The organism is Bradyrhizobium sp. USDA 376 (assembly GCF_054063675.1).
In genome coordinates this window covers 713,438-729,952 of sequence record NZ_JBSSGN010000001.1, presented here as the reverse complement: position 1 = coordinate 729,952, position 16,515 = coordinate 713,438, and the positions used below count along the sequence as shown (strand labels likewise).

At 65.4% G+C, this 16,515-nt stretch carries 16 protein-coding genes; 7 read left to right on the top strand and 9 right to left on the bottom strand.

All coding sequences use genetic code 11. From position 1 onward, the window contains the following. Window positions 1-11: 11 nt before the first annotated feature. The 7 genes from ACVJ19_RS03220 to ACVJ19_RS03190 form a co-directional block, all read right to left on the bottom strand. Window positions 12-569: an HNH endonuclease gene (locus ACVJ19_RS03220; RefSeq protein WP_027522133.1), complete on the bottom strand. Its 558-nt coding sequence runs from the start codon at window positions 567-569 to the stop codon at window positions 12-14. Between the two features lie 201 nt (window positions 570-770). Further along, complete coding sequence (locus tag ACVJ19_RS03215) at window positions 771-1,748, bottom strand: peptidyl-alpha-hydroxyglycine alpha-amidating lyase family protein (RefSeq protein ID WP_453947994.1); 978 nt, start codon at window positions 1,746-1,748, stop codon at window positions 771-773. Between the two features lie 144 nt (window positions 1,749-1,892). Then, window positions 1,893-3,656 (bottom strand): flavin-containing monooxygenase, encoded by a 1,764-nt coding sequence (locus tag ACVJ19_RS03210; protein ID WP_453947993.1) that lies wholly within the window; start codon window positions 3,654-3,656, stop codon window positions 1,893-1,895. A gap of 77 nt (window positions 3,657-3,733) precedes the next feature. Then, window positions 3,734-4,819: a DUF2855 family protein gene (locus tag ACVJ19_RS03205; RefSeq protein WP_453947992.1), complete on the bottom strand. Its 1,086-nt coding sequence runs from the start codon at window positions 4,817-4,819 to the stop codon at window positions 3,734-3,736. Window positions 4,820-4,919: 100 nt separating this feature from the next. Continuing rightward, the gene (locus ACVJ19_RS03200) at window positions 4,920-6,434 is read right to left on the bottom strand and encodes an acyl-CoA synthetase (protein ID WP_453947991.1); all 1,515 of its coding nucleotides are present in this window, start codon (window positions 6,432-6,434) and stop codon (window positions 4,920-4,922) included. Window positions 6,435-6,457: 23 nt separating this feature from the next. After that, a complete protein-coding gene (locus ACVJ19_RS03195; RefSeq protein WP_453947990.1) occupies window positions 6,458-7,642 on the bottom strand; it encodes an ABC transporter substrate-binding protein in 1,185 nt (394 codons plus the stop codon). 34 nt (window positions 7,643-7,676) lie between these two features. Further along, window positions 7,677-8,651 (bottom strand): NAD(P)H-dependent flavin oxidoreductase, encoded by a 975-nt coding sequence (locus ACVJ19_RS03190; protein ID WP_453947989.1) that lies wholly within the window; start codon window positions 8,649-8,651, stop codon window positions 7,677-7,679. Window positions 8,652-8,832: 181 nt separating this feature from the next. Between ACVJ19_RS03190 and ACVJ19_RS03185 the strand changes: the two genes are divergently transcribed. Further along, a complete protein-coding gene (locus ACVJ19_RS03185; protein ID WP_453947988.1) occupies window positions 8,833-9,720 on the top strand; it encodes a LysR family transcriptional regulator in 888 nt (295 codons plus the stop codon). Here ACVJ19_RS03185 and ACVJ19_RS03180 read toward each other — a convergent pair. Continuing rightward, window positions 9,717-10,370 carry a DNA-3-methyladenine glycosylase family protein gene (locus ACVJ19_RS03180; protein WP_453947987.1) on the bottom strand — a complete coding sequence of 218 codons (654 nt, stop codon included), beginning with the start codon at window positions 10,368-10,370 and terminating at the stop codon, window positions 9,717-9,719. The two genes, ACVJ19_RS03185 and ACVJ19_RS03180, sit on opposite strands and share 4 nt — an antisense overlap. Window positions 10,371-10,596: 226 nt before the next feature. On the opposite strand from ACVJ19_RS03180, the gene gluQRS reads away from it, so the two are divergent. Both gluQRS and ACVJ19_RS03170 read left to right on the top strand, forming a co-directional pair. Beyond that, complete coding sequence (gluQRS, locus tag ACVJ19_RS03175; RefSeq protein ID WP_453947986.1) at window positions 10,597-11,466, top strand: tRNA glutamyl-Q(34) synthetase GluQRS; 870 nt, start codon at window positions 10,597-10,599, stop codon at window positions 11,464-11,466. Window positions 11,467-11,569: 103 nt separating this feature from the next. Further along, window positions 11,570-12,829, top strand: a complete 1,260-nt coding sequence (locus tag ACVJ19_RS03170; protein WP_453947985.1) for an ATP-binding protein — start codon at window positions 11,570-11,572, stop codon at window positions 12,827-12,829. Here the strand turns inward: ACVJ19_RS03170 and ACVJ19_RS03165 are convergent. Beyond that, window positions 12,756-13,649 (bottom strand): YihY/virulence factor BrkB family protein, encoded by an 894-nt coding sequence (locus tag ACVJ19_RS03165; RefSeq protein WP_453947984.1) that lies wholly within the window; start codon window positions 13,647-13,649, stop codon window positions 12,756-12,758. The genes ACVJ19_RS03170 and ACVJ19_RS03165 overlap by 74 nt on opposite strands. 168 nt (window positions 13,650-13,817) lie before the next feature. Between ACVJ19_RS03165 and ACVJ19_RS03160 the strand changes: the two genes are divergently transcribed. The 4 genes from ACVJ19_RS03160 to ACVJ19_RS03145 all read left to right on the top strand — a co-directional run bounded on the left by ACVJ19_RS03160 (window position 13,818) and on the right by ACVJ19_RS03145 (window position 16,419). Further along, window positions 13,818-14,012: a twin transmembrane helix small protein gene (locus ACVJ19_RS03160; protein WP_453947983.1), complete on the top strand. Its 195-nt coding sequence runs from the start codon at window positions 13,818-13,820 to the stop codon at window positions 14,010-14,012. Window positions 14,013-14,014: 2 nt separating this feature from the next. Beyond that, the gene (locus ACVJ19_RS03155; protein WP_453947981.1) at window positions 14,015-14,599 is read left to right on the top strand and encodes a cob(I)yrinic acid a,c-diamide adenosyltransferase; all 585 of its coding nucleotides are present in this window, start codon (window positions 14,015-14,017) and stop codon (window positions 14,597-14,599) included. Between the two features lie 126 nt (window positions 14,600-14,725). Further along, the gene (locus ACVJ19_RS03150) at window positions 14,726-15,475 is read left to right on the top strand and encodes an electron transfer flavoprotein subunit beta/FixA family protein (protein WP_212341089.1); all 750 of its coding nucleotides are present in this window, start codon (window positions 14,726-14,728) and stop codon (window positions 15,473-15,475) included. After that, a complete protein-coding gene (locus ACVJ19_RS03145) occupies window positions 15,475-16,419 on the top strand; it encodes an electron transfer flavoprotein subunit alpha/FixB family protein (RefSeq protein ID WP_453947980.1) in 945 nt (314 codons plus the stop codon). Before ACVJ19_RS03150 ends, ACVJ19_RS03145 begins: the two co-directional genes overlap by 1 nt. Window positions 16,420-16,515 lie beyond the last annotated feature (96 nt).

Sequence of the window (16,515 nt, the reverse complement as noted above, 5' to 3'; positions counted from 1 at the left end):
GTCGCCAGCCTCTACGGATCCAGCTCCGTATCCCAGTACAGGTAGTCCAGCCAGCTGTCGTGCAGATAGTTCGGCGGGAACAGGCGGCCGTTGCGGTGGAGCTGGTGCACGGTCGGCGCGAACGCGGTCTGGCGCGGAAACATCTTGGCTTGCGCCGGGGTGAGATTGCCCTTGCGCAAATTACACGGCGAGCATGCCGCGACCACGTTCTCCCAGGTGGTCTGGCCGCCTTTGCTGCGCGGGATGATGTGATCGAAGGTGAGGTCTTCGGGCGAGCCGCAATATTGGCAATTGAAACGATCGCGCAGGAAGACGTTGAACCGGGTGAAGGCGGGATGGGTGGTCGGCTTGACGAAGGATTTGAGCGAGACGACGCTCGGTAACTGCATTTCCAGGGTGGGACTTCGAACCGCCTGATCGTAATGGGCGACGATGTTGACGCGGTCGAGGAACACCGCCTTGATCGCGTCCTGCCACGACCACAGAGACAGTGGGTAGTAACTCAGCGGCCGGAAGTCCGCATTCAGCACCAACACCGGCCAACTGCCTTGCGAGACATGTGCGTTCAAGTAACGCTCCCGGCCTCCAATATACGCTGCGAAGCAGCATGTATTGACATACTACATGCAGCGTGACGGGATTGTGAAGCCCGTTGAGAGACTTATTCAGCCGCAGCCAATGCGGCGGCGGGGTGGCGAAGCGCCCAAAAACGCCGTGATTCGGGGGGACGGGCGAGGCCGGCCCGGAACCGCCGGGCGGTCGCCGACGCCTCATTCCGGCACTCGCTCCAGCTTCTGCAGGCACCGCGTCGCGCGCACCGCGGCCGGCATCTCCTCGTCCGGAAAGCTCGCCTTCCAGTTGGTGACGCCGACCTCGCCGACATAGATGTCGCCCTTGGAATCCAGCGCGATGCCATGCGGCGCCAGGAACTTGCCGCTGGCGACACCCGGGCCTTCCTCGCCGCCGAGCCGTGCGATGCGTTTGCCCTGCGCATCGACAATCGACAGCCGCGGGCCGAGATTCGGCACGTTGCGGTTGATATCGAGGCCGGGACCGAGCTCGCCGATGACGAAGGTCGGGCGCTTAGCCCCACCGCAGCAGCACAACGCGCAGGGCCGGTGCAGATTGTTCCACTGCGTCTCGTACTTGCCCTCGCCGTCGAACACCTGCACGCGATGGTTCTCGCGGTCGGCGACATAGACCCAGCCGTCGGCATCGGTCGCGATATTGTGCACGATGTTGAACTGGCCGGGATCGGTGCCCGGCTCGCCCCAGCTCTTGATCAGCCTGCCGTCGGGCGTGAACTTGTGCACGCGCGCATTGCCATAGCCGTCGGAGACGTAGATCTCGTCCTTCGGCGACAGCGCGGTGTGGGTGCAGCGGTGGAACGGCTCGCCGCTCATGAACGGCGCCGGCTTTGCGGGGATGCCGATCGTCAGCAGCACCTTGCCGTCGGTGGTGCATTTACGCACCGTGTGGTCCCCGTCGTCGGTGCAATAGAGGTTGTCGTCGGCGTCGATGTGCAGGCCGTGCGCGCGGGAGAACAGGCCCTCGCCAAAACTGCGCAAAAAGTTGCCCTCGCGGTCCAGCACCACCATCGGATGGGCGCCGCGGTTGAAGACATAGATTCGGTCCTTGCTGTCGACCGCGACCGAGGCGACGTCGGTCAGCGTCCAGCCGTCGGGAAGTTTCGCGAAATCTTCGACGACGCGGTAGCGGTGCTCGCCGCTGCCGAGAATGGCTGGCATTGATTTCTCCTCTTGTCATTCCGGGGCACGCGAAGCGTGAACTATGATGCGCAATTGCGCATCTGAGAATCCATTGCGCGGCATATTTCGTGGATGGATAGATTCCGGGCTCGCGCTGCGCCCGCCCCGGAATGACGGGTGTCGTTAAACCCGCCCCAACATCCCTTCCTCGATCGCCTTGATCTGGAGCGCGAGATATTTCGAGTTGATCCGGCATTGCGCGAGGCTGCCGGCGATGAACCAGAGGCCCGGCTGCTGCGTGCGGGCGTACATGTTGCGCAGCTCAAAACCGTCGCCAAAACCCCAGATCGGGCCGACGCGGTCGGCGATAGCCTCGCCGAACAGCTTTCGCACCAGATATTCCTGCGGCTTGTAGCCGGTCGAGAGCACGATCAGATCGGCGGCAATGATCGTGCCGTCCGTCATCCGCGCGCCCTCGGGGACAAAGCCCTCGATGTCGGAAAACTGCCTGAGCTTGACCACGCCCTCGACGATCAGGTTGGAGCAGCCGACGTTGAAATAGTAGCCGCCGCCGCGGGTGAGATATTTGAACTGCCAGCCGGTGCCGGCCTCGCCGAAGTCGAGCTTGAAGCCGACGCGCGAGAGGCCGTCGAGCAGCTCCTTGTCCAGCTGCCTCGACTGCTCGGTCAGCATCACATGCGTCTTTTTCGCGAGCGGCGTCGGCATCGAGGCCGCGATCAGATCGTTGTCCTCGAGCGTGCCCTCATTGTAGGTGGCGTAGGCAAGCTGCGCCGACGGCTCGATATTGGTGACCAGCGTCGGCGAACGCTGCACCAGCGTCACCTCGGCTCCGCTGGAATGGAGGTCCTGCGCGATGTCGTGACCGCTGTTGCCGGTGCCGATGACGATGGTGCGCTTGCCTGTCCAGTTCTCGCCGTCCTCGTAGCGGCTGGAGTGCACCAGCGTACCCTTGAAATTGTCGAGGGTCGGAATGTCGGGAATGTTGGCGATGCCGCTGACGCCGGTGGCCATGATCACATGGCGCGGATGCATGGTGCGCCTGCTGCCGTCGGCGCGGCGCAGCGTGACGGTCCAGTGGCCCTTGGCCTCGTCATAGGTGCCGCTCTCGAATTCGGTGCCGGTCCAGAAGTTCAGCTCCATGGCGTCGACATAGGCTTCGAACCAGTTGGCGAGCTTGTCCTTGGGGATATAGACCGGCCAGTTCGGCGGAAACGGCATGTAGGGCAGATGATTGACCTGAACCTGGTTGTGCAGGGTGAGCGCGTGATAGCGCTTGCGCCAATTGTCGCCGATCCGCATCCCGCGATCGACGATCAGGGTGTCGACCTTCAGCTGCTTCAGCCGCGCCGCAATCGCGAGCCCGGCCTGGCCTCCGCCGACCACCAGCACGGCCGGATCGCGATCGGAATAGTCGCGCGAGGCGTTGCGCAGGTCGAGCCAGTTCGGCCCGCGGAAATCGCGCGAATAGGCCTGGCCGCGCGGGCGCGAGGTGCCGAGCTGCTCCTCGAAGCCCTTCAATTCGTCGAGCGCGGTGAGCAGCGTCCATGCCTTCAGGCGGTCGCCGTCGGCGGCATCAGGGACGAGCCGCACGATGCCGCTGCCGCGGCCGAGCGCGGTCTCGAAGTTGAAAAGCGCCTCGATGTTGTTCGTGCCGGCACGCGTCACCCAGCGCGGCGGTGCGCGGTTCGGGGCCAGCTTGAAATTGGTTGGTGCGGCCTTTGGTGCGAGTGCTGTCAGCGCCTGAACGACTGCATCGTGGCTGGCGATCGTTTGCAGGTTCCAGCTCAGCGCCAGCACGTCACGCCAGAAACAGTCGGTAAGGAAAAGGCGGTCCAGCGTGACGGGCTCAGGCTTGCCCAGCGAGTGCTCGAACTCGTCGAGCCAAGCCTGTGCGGCGACGGAAATATCCTTCGTCTTGTCCAGCATGCGCGACCTCATGGCCGTCTTCGCGGCGCTTCCTCTGAGGTTGACGCTATACGGTTTCGACGGCCGCCAGAAGCCGATTACCCGAGCAACGAAAGCATGTGGCCCTGCTCAGGAGGAATGCGCCCCTTCAGGGTATCGAGATACACCTGCAGCACCGCCTCGGGCCCGCGGCTCTCGACCACGGTCAGGCATCGCTCCAACATCGGCGCGAAGCCGGCCCAAGCCGCGCCAAGGCGCTGCTCGATGCCGCCCGGCCCCCATTCCTTGGCGCGCTTGCGGATATGGTCGGGCGCGAAGAACCAGCGCGGCTTTGCGCCGGGCAGGACGCCTTCGTCGGTATCGGTCGCACGATGCGTCAACCCGACGCGTACCGAGCATTTCATCTGGTCACCGAAATGCCGGTGCAGCGTGGTGCGCAGCGCGCTGTTGCCGGCCATGTCGACGAAGGCAACCGGCGCGTCCGATGGCAGCGAGGTCACGTGGTCATAGGTGACGACCTCGTCATAGCAGCCGAGCGATGTGACAAAGCCGGTATTGCCTGATGAGGTCAGGCCGATCACTTTGCGGCCGCGCGTGTGAAGCAGATGTGCAAGGCCGAATGCGGTCTTGCTCGAGGCACTCGACAGCAGCACCGTGCGCGCACCAAAATCGTCGTTCTCGGCGAGGAAGTCGTCGACCAGGAACGACAGCATGAACAGCGGCCGCAGCAGCGCCTGGTAGTCGCCCTGCGGCCCGGCGTAAGCGGGGTCGCCGCCAACGCGCGCATAGGTATTGTAGACCGGTGCCACGCCCTGCCGGTGCGCGGCGCCGTCGCGCAAGCCGCGCTTGCTGACGTCGGTGGCCTCGATCACGAGATGCGTCGCCATCGGGAAATAGCCGAACAGCCGCTCGCCGACCGGCACGTTCGGATGTTTGGAGGCGATTACTTCGCCAAAGCCCCACACCGGAATGTTGCCAAAACCCTGCGGCGCGGGAAAGATCTGCCAGTATTTCAGCTCGTCGCCCATCACGGCATAGGTGATGTTGTTGGCGGTGAACGCAAAGCGCTCGACTCTGACGAGGAGTGCATCCTGCGGCAACGCGTCTGCCGCGGGAAGCGCGCTCGCGATCGTCTTGCAGGTTTCGAGATTATCCCGTGCAACGATGAAGTCGGTGGCTGTCATGATGTCGATCCCGGCTCTGATCCGCACCGGCATCTCATCGACTATGCGCGCGCCGTTTGCAACCTCAACATAGTTTTAAACGCTGTTTGCTCGCGTCCGATCAGGTGCGGTTCGTCCAGTAGGGATCGCGCAGCTTGCGCTTGAAGATCTTTCCGGTCGCCTCGCGCGGCAGCGCATCCAGAAACTGGACCTCCTTCGGCACCTTGAAGTTGGCCAATCGCTCGCGCAGAAAGGCTTGCACCGCGGCGGCGGACAGCTGCGCGCCCGTCTCCGGCTCGATGCAGGCGCACAGCCGCTCGCCAAACTCGGCGTCGGGGATGCCGAACACGGCGCAGTCGCGCACGCCGGGCATTGCGATCAGCACGTTCTCGATCTCGGCGGGATAGATGTTGACGCCGCCTGAGATCACCATGTCGCGCTTGCGGTCGCACAGGAACAGATAGCCGTCTTCGTCGAGATAGCCGACGTCGCCAACGCTGACGAGGCCGTCGCGCCCGGCTTCGGCGCGGGCCTGCGCCTTGCCGTGATAGTCGAAATCAGGCACGGCGGTCTGGCGCATGTAGATCTCGCCGACCTCATTGACGCCGCAGAGGCTGCCGTCGTCGCGGAAGATCTTGACGATGCCGCCTTCGATGGCGCGGCCGACCGTGCCGGGCTTCTTCAACGCCTCCTCGGCCGAGTGCCACACCGGGATGCCGGTCTCGGTCGAGCCGAAATATTCGTTGATGACCGGTCCCCACCAATCGATCATGGCCCGCTTGATCTCGGGCGGGCAGGGCGCCGCGCCGTGCACGACGAAACGCAGCGAGGAGAGGTCATAGCGCTGCCTGACCGCTTCGGGCAGCCTCAGCAACCGGACGAACATGGTCGGCACCATGTGGATATGCGTGACGCGGTGGCGGTCGATCAGTGCCAGCAGCTCCTCGGCGTCGAACCGCGCCTGGAGAACGATGGTGCAGCCGCTGCGGAACGCCAGCATGCCGTAGGAGTGCGGCGCCGAGTGATACATCGGCCCGTTGATCAGAACGACCTGGTTGTCCCGTGTCTTGATGCCATAGGCGATCGCGCCGACGCGCGCGGAGGCGGCCGCCTGTTCGGGCTGCATCGGCATGCGCCGCACGCCCTTCGGCATGCCCGTGGTCCCCGACGTGTAGATCATTGCTGCGGCACGGCGCGGCGGCTCCTGCATTTCCGGATGGCCATCGCGCCAGCGGTCCCAATCGGTCAGGCCCGCCGGGACTTGTGTCAGCTCGAGGGGAATGGCGAAGGTCGCCGCCAGCTCGGGCGGCGTTGTGACGACGAGCAGGCGAACATCCTCGGGCAGGCCCGCGCGGATCTGCGGCAGCAGATCGGCATGACAGACCAGGATCTTCGCCCCGCTGTCGGTCAGGATGTAGCGGACCTCCTCGGCCTTGAGGTGCCAGTTGATCGGCACCACCGGACTGCCCAGCGCGGCGGAGGCCGCGGCCACCTCGAACAGCGCAAAATCGTTGCGCAGCATCATGGCGACCGGAGCGCCCTCGCCAAGGCCAAGGGCGCGCAGCCCGCTCGCTGCCCGCCTGATGCGCGCCTGGATCTCGTCATAGCCGATCCGGCGTTCACCGCTGATGATCATGGCGTATCCTATCTTGTTCCAGCCTAGCGATCGTCCAGCACGTCGCCGAACCCGACCCAGCTCTTGCCGTTGAAGCGGCGGAGCTGCAGCTGCTGGAACGGCAGATAGTCGTCGGGGCCGGTGCTGACGGATATGCCCGGCAGCAGCAGCGGCAGCTTCACCTCTTTCAGCGAGGCGGCCTGGCGCATGATGTTGTCGCGGCTGAAATCGTCCTTGCACGCCTTCAGCACCGTCATCAGCAGCGTCGCGTAGTGGTAGCCGGCGGCGTAGTTGGAATTGGTGAGATCAGCGGTCGGCATGTACTGCTTCATGAAGGCAAAATAGTCCTTCACGCCGGGATCGCTGGCCCATTGCGGGTCCATCGTGTCCTTCTGGTTGCTCGACGAGATCAGGCCGACCGCATTGTCGAGCCCGGCCGGCTCGAGGAACGAGATCGACGAAGCGGACGTGGGCACGAAGAACAGCTCGGGCTTCCAGCCGATCTCGGCCACGCCCTTGACCATCTGCGAGGTGAACTTGCCGAGCACGACGCCGAACAGCACGTCGGCGCCCGACGCCTTCAGGGTCGAAAGCTGCGAGCTGATCGTCGGCGCGCTGGTCTCGTAGGTCTGCTCCGCCACGATCATGCTGGCGCCTTTCTCGCCGAGCGCGCGCTTGAAGCCGGCGACATAGTCGCGGCCGAAATCGTCGTTCTGGGACAGGATGGCGATCTTGGCGCCGGGCTTGGTGCGCAGCACGTGTTTGGCATAGACCACGCCCTCGGACTCGTAGGCGGCCATGCCGGGCATGGTCCACGGATATTTCTGCGGATCGGCCCATTTCGTCGCGCCCGAGAGCACGAACAGCTGCGGCACCTTCTTGCCGTTGAGGTAACGCTGCACGGCGCTGTTGGTGGCGGTGCCGAGCGAGCCGAACATCATCAGCACCTCGTCCTGCTCCACCAGCTTGCGGGTCTGCTCGACCGTCTTCGGCGGCGAGTAGGCGTCGTCCAGCGTGATGAACTTGACCTTGCGGCCGTTGATGCCGCCTTCGGCATTGATCTTCTCGAAGAACGCCTCCTGCGTCCGTCCGATCGCGCCGAAGCCGGAGGCCGGGCCGCTATAGGGCAGGGTCTGTCCGATGCGGATCTCGTTGTTGCCTTCGGCGCGGGCGGCCCCGGTCGCGAGCGTCAGCAACGACAGGCCGATCAGTGCGGCTGCCAGCTTCATGATGTCCTCCCGTTTTTCTTGTCCGTCCGAAATGTCAGGCGCTGGCGCGCATCAGGAAATCCTGCCGGGCCTGATCGAATTCGCCCTTCATCCGGTCGACGAGCTCGGCGACCGGAGGGGCGTCGGTGATCTGGCCGATGCCCTGGCCCGATCCCCAGATGTCGCGCCACGCTTTCGATTTCATGTTGCCGCCGGAGCCGAAATTCATCTTCGATTTGTCGGCGGCCGGGAGATTGTCGGGGTCCAGCCCTGCGGCGGCGATCGAGGGGCCGAGATAGTTGCCGTGCACGCCGGTGAAGAGGTTAGTGTAGACGATGTCGTGCGCAGCATGCTGCGTCAGCGCCGACTTGTAGGCTTCGTCGGCATTGGCTTCCTGCGTCGCGATGAAGCGCGTGCCCATATAGGCGAGGTCGGCGCCCAGCGTCAGCGCGGAGGCGATGCCAAAACCGTCGCTGATCGCGCCCGACAGCAGGATGGCGCCGTCAAACCATTGCTTGACCTCGCGCACCAGCGCGAAGGGCGACAATGTGCCGGCATGTCCGCCTGCGCCGGCGCAGACCAGGATCAGGCCGTCGACGCCCTGCTCGGCCGCTTTCCGCGCGTGCTTGACGTTGATGACGTCGTGGAACACCAGCCCGCCATAGGAATGCGCGGCCTCGACGATCTCCGCCGGCGGCCGCAGCGAGGTGATGACGATCGGCGCCTTGTGCTTCACGCAGGTCTCCATGTCCTTCATCAACCGGTCGTTGGAGGCATGGCAGATCTGGTTGACGGCGTAGGGCGCGACCTTCCTGTCGGGATTGCGCGATTTGAATTCGCCGAGCTCGTCCTCGATCCGGCTCAGCCATTCGTCGAGCTTCTCGACGGGACGGGCATTGAGCGCGGGAAACGAGCCGACGATTCCCGCCTTGCACTGGGCGATCACCAGTTCCGGCCCGGAGACGATGAAGAGCGGCGAGCCGACGACGGGCAGCTCCAGATTGTTCTTGAGCAAGGCAGGCAGTGCCATCGGATCCTCCTGATAACGCGCATCGCCGGACCTTGCGGGCGATGGTGAGCGCTTCCATGTCGATTTGTCGCGCCGGCGGAGTGTCCTCGCTTGGCGCCTTGACGCCACTATAGGGTTGGACGACGGGCGGGGATCGTTCAATATTGAACAAGCGCATATTCAGATTTGAACGGAGGCGGCGATGGATTGGGATCTCTGCAAGACCTTCGTCGCGGTCGCCGATACCGGCAGCTTCACCGCCGCGGCGCGGCGGCTGCACGCCAGCCATCCGACCGTCAGCCGCAAGATCGCGGCGCTGGAGGCGCAGCTCGGCACAAAACTGCTGGCGCGTGCTGCGGATGGTTTCATGCTCACCGCCGACGGCCGGACGCTACGCGAGCATGCGGAAACGATGGCGGCCGCCGCGCTCCGGGCCGAGGCCGCGGTCGGCGCCGGCGGACGCAAGGCGCGCGGCACGGTCAAGCTGTCGATCGGCGCGACCCTGGCCTCGCACTGGCTGATGCCGCGGCTGCGATCCTTTCTCGACGAGCACGATCATATCCGGCTCGAGATCATCACCCATCCGTTCCCGGCAAGCGTGCGCCGCCGGGAGGCCGACGTCGTGCTGCGGCCGGTCGACAGCGGCGAGGAAAACCTGGTCGGCCGCAAGATCGGCCGTCTCGGCACCGGCTTCTACGCCTCGCGCGACTATGCCGCCGGCCGGTCCCTGCCGGAACGGAGCGGCGAGTGGAAGGGGCACAGCGTGATCGGCTTTGCCGACCAGGATTCCAACGCGCAGCTGGCGCGCTGGAGCGATGCGATCACGCGCCAGGGCACGGTCGTGATGCGCTGCTCGTCGCAGGGCGACATGCTGGCGGCGGTGCGCGCGGGGATCGGAATCTCCGCGCTGTCCTGCTTCGTCGCGGAGAGCTATCCGGATCTCGTGCGCGTCGCGCCGCAAAAACTCGTCAGCGTCGCCGACCTCTGGCTGCTCGCCCATCCCGACCTGGTCGAGCTGTCGGCGGTGCGTGCCGTGGTCGACTTCGTCGCCGAATGCGCCCGCGCCGATCGCGAGCGGCTGCGGGGCTAGGGCTGGTTGCCGATGACACCTTCGCGCTTCTTGATCACGCGATAATAGCTCCACCACAGATGCGCGGCTGCTCCGCGCAGCGGCCGCCAGGGTTCGGCGAGCGGCGCCATCTGCTTCTCCGTCGGCCGCGCCTTGAGCCCCAGGCCAACCTTGATCCCCTCCTGCACGGCGATGTCGCCAGCCGGCCAGGCATCGCCGTGTCCGAGGCAGAACAGCAGATAGACATCGGCCGTCCACGGGCCGATGCCGGGCAGCGTGATCAGCGTATGGTGCGCGGCCTCGGCGTCTTCTTCGGCGAGCACGTCGAGGTTCAGCCGTTGCGCGGTGATCTCGCGCGCGAGATGTTTCAGCGTCTTGATCTTGGCGGCGGAGAGGCCAAGCCGCCCCAGCCGGTCGGTGCGGGCACGCCGCACCGCCTCATGGTCGAACGGATCGAAGGCGGCCGACAGCCGCCCCCAGATAGCTGCCGCGCTCGCGGTCGAAAGCTGCTGCCCGCAGACGATGTGGGCGAGCCCGACGAAGCCGGGCTCGCGCCGCCGCAACGCCGGCATGCCCGCGATCTCGAGCACGGGCTTGAGCCGCGAATCGCGCTTGATCAGCGCGTGGACGGCTTCTTCGAGGTCGGACTGGGTTTCGAGGTGGATGGTCATTGTTATGGGACTCGTGATGCACGGGCTTGACCCCGTATCGAATATCCTACTCCGTCATTCCGGGGCGATGCGACGGGGATCGCGCGAAGCGCGATGCCGGAGCATCGAACTATGGTGCGCAATTGCGCACCAGAGAATCTCGAGATTCCGGGCTCGGTCCTGCGGACCGCCCCGGAATGACAATCGTGGCAGTCAAGCCCGGCAATGACGAGTCTTGCGAGAACTCATGCCACCCGTTTTCCGATTTGCCCCCAGCCCGAACGGCTTCCTGCATCTTGGCCACGCCTATTCCGCGCTGCTCAACTTCGATCGCGCGCGCGAGAGCGGCGGGCGGCTGTTGCTGAGGATCGAGGACATCGATGCGACACGCTGCCGGCCCGAATATGAGGCAGCGATCTACGAGGATCTCGCCTGGCTCGGGGTCGCCTGGGAGACGCCGGTGCGACGGCAGTCGGAGCATCTGTCCGATTACCGTGCCGCGTTCGAAAAACTCTCCGCGCTCGGCCTTGTTTATCCCGCCTTCGAAAGCCGGGCCGAGATCGCAAGGCTGGTGGCCGCGCGTGAGGCGGGCGGGCCGTGGCCGCGCGATCCCGATGGCGCGCCGCTTTATCCCGGTGATGCGAAGTCGCTCCCTGCCGACGAGCGGGCACGGTTGATCGCGTCGGGCGCGCCCTACGCGCTCCGGCTCGACATGGCGGCCGCCTGCCGCCGCATCGCCGGCCTGAACTGGAACGAGCTCGGCGAGGGACCCGATGGCGAGCGTGGCACCGTCCCGGCGCGGCCGGAGGCCTGGGGCGACGTGATCCTGGCCCGCAAGGAGACGCCGACCAGCTACCATCTGTCGGTGGTCGTCGATGACGCGCTCCAGGGCGTCAGCGAGATCGTGCGGGGGCAGGACCTGTTTCACGCAACCGCGGTGCACCGCCTGCTCCAGGTTCTGCTCGGCCTGCCGGAACCCGCTTACCGGCACCATGCCCTGATTCGTGACGGCGAGGGACGGAAGCTGTCGAAATCCAGTCGCTCGACGGGGCTGCGGGAGTTGCGCACCGCGGGCGCCACGCCCGCCAGTGTCCGCCGGCTGGTGGGATTAGGTTAAGTTTCTCTGGGGGTTAGCGAAACGCTGCCGTGACTCCGGGGGTTCCGTCGTGTCATGCTTGGCTGACAGCCCGGGTTCGAAGGGGATACTTCGAAGGGGAATTATGGCGGCGAAAACGCGCGCGTTGCGCACTACGCGGACGTCCAGGCGACCGCCTCGGAAACGGTCCGGGGCGGCCGGGCGGCCGCGCAAGCGCGCCGCCAGGGCAGCCGCGCCAGATGTGGTCCAGGCGGCGCTCGCCGCCTTTGCCCACGAGGTCCGCACCCCCCTGACCGGCATTCTCGCGATCAGCGACCTGCTCGCAACCTCCGATCTCGGGGAGCGGGAGAGGCGCTGGGCAGACACCATCAAGGCCGGCGCCGAGCATCTGGCGAGCCTTGCCACGCTGTTCGTGGACGCTGCCAGAACCGGCAAGGGCGCCGGGAAGGGCGGCAGCACGCTGCGGCAGGATCTGTTCGACTTGCGGGCGCTCGCGCGCAGCACCGGCGATTCGCTCGCCGGGCGCGCGGCGGCCAAGGGCCTCCAGGCCCAGGTCGAGATCTCCGACAAGCTACCGGGGCTGGTGGTCGGCGATCCCGTTCGCCTGCGCGCCGCGCTGGAGAACCTGATCGACAATGCCGTGAAATTCACCGAGCAGGGCGGTGTGGCACTTGCGGTAGCGCCCTGGCGTTCTGCCAAGAAGGGCAAAGGCAAGGTCGGCGTCGCCTTCGCGGTGTCCGACAGCGGCATCGGCCTGACCATGGCCGAGATCAAGCGGCTGTTCCGCCCTTTCACCCAGGCCAACGTCACCATCGCCTCGCGTTTCGGCGGCGCCGGTCTCGGGCTGTCCTCGGTGAAGCAATTGGCGCGCGCGATGGGCGGCGACGTCTCGGTCGCGCCGCGCGGTGGCGGCGGCGCCACCTTCACGCTGACGGTGTCGCTGGATGCGGCGGGGCCGGCCAGGTCCCGCAAATCGAAGGGCGACGCCGGGGTGGACGCGGTCGCTGCGCTGCGCGTGCTCAGCGTCGAGGACAACCCGTTCGGCCGCGTCGTGCTCAACACCATCCTGACCGAGCTTGGCCATCATGCCGAGTTCATCGGGCGCGGCGAGGATGCCGTGAACCGGCTGGAGCAGGGCGCCTTCGATGCGGTGCTGATGGACATGGTGTTGCCGGGGATCGACGGCGTCGAGGCGATCAGGCGGATCCGCACCATGCCGGCGCCGCTGGCTCAGATCCCCATCATCGGGGTCTCCGGGCGCGGCGAGGACGAGGCGGCCTCGCGTGAAGCCGGCGCCGACGCCTTCCTGGTCAAGCCTGTGTCTCCGCGGGCTTTAGCGACTGCGCTGCTTGAAGCGACACGCCGTGAGGTAGCTGCGACTTGATGATCGCGGCATTGAGCTCGCCGCCATAAACGAAGATCGCGGCGATGAAATACAGAAACACCAGCGCGATGATCACCGAGGCGAGCCCCGCATACATCGTCACGTAATTGTTGGCGAAGCGCGCCAGATATTGTCCGAACACGATGCCCGAGATCAGCGACGCCACGATGGTGAAGACGATGCCGGGCAGGATCTGGAGAAAGCCGCGCCGGCCCGCCGGCAGCCAGGCGTGCAGGATCAACAGCGCCACCACCAGCGCGCCGATGGTGATGCCGTAACGCAGCCAGGTGAGAATGCTTTCGTTCGATTCGACGAACAGGGGAATGTGGCGCCGCGTCGCCTCGATGATCAGCGGACCGAGCACGATCAGGAACGCCATCGCGAGGGCAGTGAAGGCCGCAATGAGCGTGTAGGCAATCGATTCCAACCGTAGCCAGTACCAGCTCCGCATCTCCACCACCGCATAGGCGCGGTTGAGCGCGACTCGCAGCGCCTCGACGCCGTTCGAGGCGAAATAGACCGACAGCGCCGCGCCGATGGTCAGTATGCCGGTGCGGGTGGTGGTCAGCACGTCGTGGATTTCGCCCGAGATCGAATCGGCGACCTGCTTGGGCCAGACCTGGAGCATCAGGCTGGCGGCCTGATCGGCGAGTTCCTTGGAGCCGAAGAAGCCGGCGAGCGAGGTCAGCACGATCAGGAACGGGAACAGCGCCATCAGCGTCGACAGCGCGATATGGCTCGCGATCGCCCAGCCGTCGTCGGCCAGGAACGTGTAGAACGCATCCTCCAGCACGACGTAGATGTAGCGGATCGCTTTCACGTGGCACCCGTATTGGCGGCCGATGCTTTCCTACCCCGCAGGCGGGGACAGTTGAAGGACGGCTGCATCGGATCGACATTCATCCAGCTAGCTTCTGATATTATTAGCTTAAAAGCCAGATCGGGAACGCCATGGCGAACCGCCGCACACGGTGTTATCTACCCTCAGATGGCATCTATCCTGAGTACTTTCATCCTGCCGATCGCGGTCGGCGCCGTGGCGTTGGTGCTGCTGCTCGGTCTCATCAACATGATGCGCGGCGGCTCGCCAAACACCTCGCAGAAGCTGATGCGCTGGCGGGTGCTGCTTCAGTTCGTGGCGATCGTCATCGCCATGGTCGCAGTCTGGGCGATGGGACGCTGAACATGGTGGTATTGAACCGCATTTATACCAAGACCGGTGACGACGGCACGACGGCGCTCGGCTCGGGCGAGCGCCGGCCGAAATACGATCTGCGCATCGAGGCCTATGGCACCGTCGACGAGACCAATGCCGCAATCGGCGTGGTGCGGCTTCACACGCGTGACATGCCCGAGTTCGACGCGATGCTCGGCCGCATCCAGAATGATCTGTTCGACCTCGGCGCCGATCTCGCGGTGCCCGAACGTGACGGCAAGGAAACTAAAAAGGCCGAGCGGCTACGGGTGGTCGCGAGCCAGGTTGAGCGGCTCGAGCGCGACATCGACGCGCTCAACGACAAGCTCGCGCCGCTGACCTCCTTCGTGCTCCCTGGCGGCACGCCGGCTGCGGCCTACCTGCACGTTGCGCGCACGATATGCCGCAGGGCGGAACGCGTCATCGTGGAACTGGCGGCCCGGCCGGGCGAGCCGGTCAGCGCGGCTGGCATCCAGTATATGAACCGCCTCTCGGACTTCCTGTTCGTGGCGAGCCGTGCCGCTAACCATAATGGCGCCGGGGACGTGCTCTGGGTTCCGGGCCAGAACCGCTGACCCATTTGGGCGGCGCATTTCTAAGGACTAAAAATTGGCCGCTTCGCGCGTTGACCGGGCCGGATCAGGCCTTTAGGTTCCGCGCCAGTTGATAACCCCCCTCCCAAATTGAGTGAAAGAGGATCGATGAAGGTCTTAGTGCCGGTAAAGCGGGTGGTCGATTACAACGTCAAGGTCCGCGTCAAGGGCGATGGATCGGGCGTTGAACTCGCCAACGTCAAGATGTCGATGAACCCGTTCGACGAAATCGCGGTCGAGGAAGCGCTGCGTCTGAAGGAAGCCGGCAAGGCGACCGAAGTCGTGGTGGTCTCCATTGGACCGGCGCAGGCGTCGGAGACGATCCGCACCGGTCTTGCCATGGGCGCCGATCGCGGCATCCTGGTGAAGGCCGAAGGCAATGTCGAGCCGCTCGCCGTCGCCAAGATCCTGAAGAAGGTTGCTGAGGAAGAGCAGCCCGGCCTCATCATCCTTGGCAAGCAAGCCATCGATGACGACAGCAATCAGACCGGCCAGATGCTGGCCGCGCTGCTGGGCTGGTCGCAGGCGACCTTCGCCTCCAAGCTCGAGGTCGAAGGCTCTGACTTCAAGGTCACCCGCGAAGTCGACGGCGGTCTGCAGACCGTCAAGCTGAAGGGACCGGCGATCGTCACCACCGACCTTCGTCTCAACGAGCCGCGCTACGCCTCCTTGCCCAACATCATGAAGGCGAAGAAGAAGCCGATCGCGGAGAAGACCGTCGCCGATTACGGTGTCGATGTCGCCGCGCGCCTCGAGGTTCTCAAGACGACTGAACCGGCGGGCCGCAAGGCGGGCGTCAAGGTCAAGGACGTCGCCGAGCTGGTGTCGAAACTCAAGAACGAAGCCGGGGTGCTCTGATGACGACGCTTCTGATTGCCGAACACGACAATGCGTCGCTCAAGGATGCGACCAACAAGACCCTCACCGCGGCTGCCGCGCTCGGCGCGGACGTCGAGGTGTTGGTGGCCGGCCAGAACGCCAAGGCCGCGGCGGATGCCGCCGCCACGCTTGCCGGCGTGAAGAAGGTGCTGCTCGCCGACGGCGAGCTCTACGCTCACGATCTCGCCGAGCCGCTGGCCGCGCTGATCGTCTCGCTGGCCCCGTCCTACGACGCGATCGTCGCGCCCGCGACCTCGCGCTTCAAGAACGTGATGCCGCGCGTCGCCGCCCTGCTCGACGTCATGCAGGTCTCGGAGATCATCAAGGTGGTCGCCCCCGATACCTATGAGCGTCCGATCTATGCCGGCAACGCCATCCAGACGGTGAAGTCGAAGGACGCCAAGAAGGTCATCACGGTCCGCACCTCCACCTTCGCTGCGGCGGGTGAAGGCGGCAGCGCGCCGGTCGAGACCGTGGCGGCGGCGGCCGATCCCGGCCTGTCGTCCTTCGTCGGCGAGGAAGTCGCCAAGAGCGACCGTCCCGAGCTGACCTCGGCCAAGATCATCGTCTCCGGTGGCCGCGCCATGCAGAGCCGCGAGAATTTTGCCAAGTACATCGAGCCGCTGGCCGACAAGCTGGGCGCCGGTGTCGGTGCCTCGCGCGCGGCGGTGGACGCCGGCTATGCCCCGAACGACTGGCAGGTCGGCCAGACCGGCAAGGTCGTGGCCCCCGAGCTCTATGTCGCCGTGGGCATTTCCGGCGCGATCCAGCATCTGGCCGGCATGAAGGACTCCAAGGTGATCGTCGCGATCAACAAGGACGAGGACGCGCCGATCTTCCAGGTCGCCGACTACGGCCTGGTCGCCGACCTCTACCAGGCGGTTCCTGAGCTGACGGACGAACTCGCCAAGCTCGGCAAGTAAAAGCCGTACAAAACACCGGCCGGAGGTATAAACTCCGGCCGGTGTTTCATTTTTGAGGCGATTTCTTTGGCGTGGGGCACGCCTTCGAAGCGATCC

Bases quoted from the DNA above. Each gene is read 5' to 3' on its own strand.
- ACVJ19_RS03215 (WP_453947994.1), bottom strand. From the start codon at position 1,748: ATGCCAGCCATTCTCGGCAGCGGCGAGCACCGCTACCGCGTCGTCGAA.
- ACVJ19_RS03210 (WP_453947993.1), bottom strand. From the start codon at position 3,656: ATGCTGGACAAGACGAAGGATATTTCCGTCGCCGCACAGGCTTGGCTC.
- ACVJ19_RS03205 (WP_453947992.1), bottom strand. From the start codon at position 4,819: ATGACAGCCACCGACTTCATCGTTGCACGGGATAATCTCGAAACCTGC.
- ACVJ19_RS03200 (WP_453947991.1), bottom strand. From the start codon at position 6,434: ATGATCATCAGCGGTGAACGCCGGATCGGCTATGACGAGATCCAGGCG.
- ACVJ19_RS03195 (WP_453947990.1), bottom strand. From the start codon at position 7,642: ATGAAGCTGGCAGCCGCACTGATCGGCCTGTCGTTGCTGACGCTCGCG.
- ACVJ19_RS03190 (WP_453947989.1), bottom strand. From the start codon at position 8,651: ATGGCACTGCCTGCCTTGCTCAAGAACAATCTGGAGCTGCCCGTCGTC.
- ACVJ19_RS03185 (WP_453947988.1), top strand. From the start codon at position 8,833: ATGGATTGGGATCTCTGCAAGACCTTCGTCGCGGTCGCCGATACCGGC.
- ACVJ19_RS03180 (WP_453947987.1), bottom strand. From the start codon at position 10,370: ATGACCATCCACCTCGAAACCCAGTCCGACCTCGAAGAAGCCGTCCAC.
- gluQRS (WP_453947986.1), top strand. From the start codon at position 10,597: ATGCCACCCGTTTTCCGATTTGCCCCCAGCCCGAACGGCTTCCTGCAT.
- ACVJ19_RS03170 (WP_453947985.1), top strand. From the start codon at position 11,570: ATGGCGGCGAAAACGCGCGCGTTGCGCACTACGCGGACGTCCAGGCGA.
- ACVJ19_RS03160 (WP_453947983.1), top strand. From the start codon at position 13,818: ATGGCATCTATCCTGAGTACTTTCATCCTGCCGATCGCGGTCGGCGCC.
- ACVJ19_RS03155 (WP_453947981.1), top strand. From the start codon at position 14,015: ATGGTGGTATTGAACCGCATTTATACCAAGACCGGTGACGACGGCACG.
- ACVJ19_RS03150 (WP_212341089.1), top strand. From the start codon at position 14,726: ATGAAGGTCTTAGTGCCGGTAAAGCGGGTGGTCGATTACAACGTCAAG.
- ACVJ19_RS03145 (WP_453947980.1), top strand. From the start codon at position 15,475: ATGACGACGCTTCTGATTGCCGAACACGACAATGCGTCGCTCAAGGAT.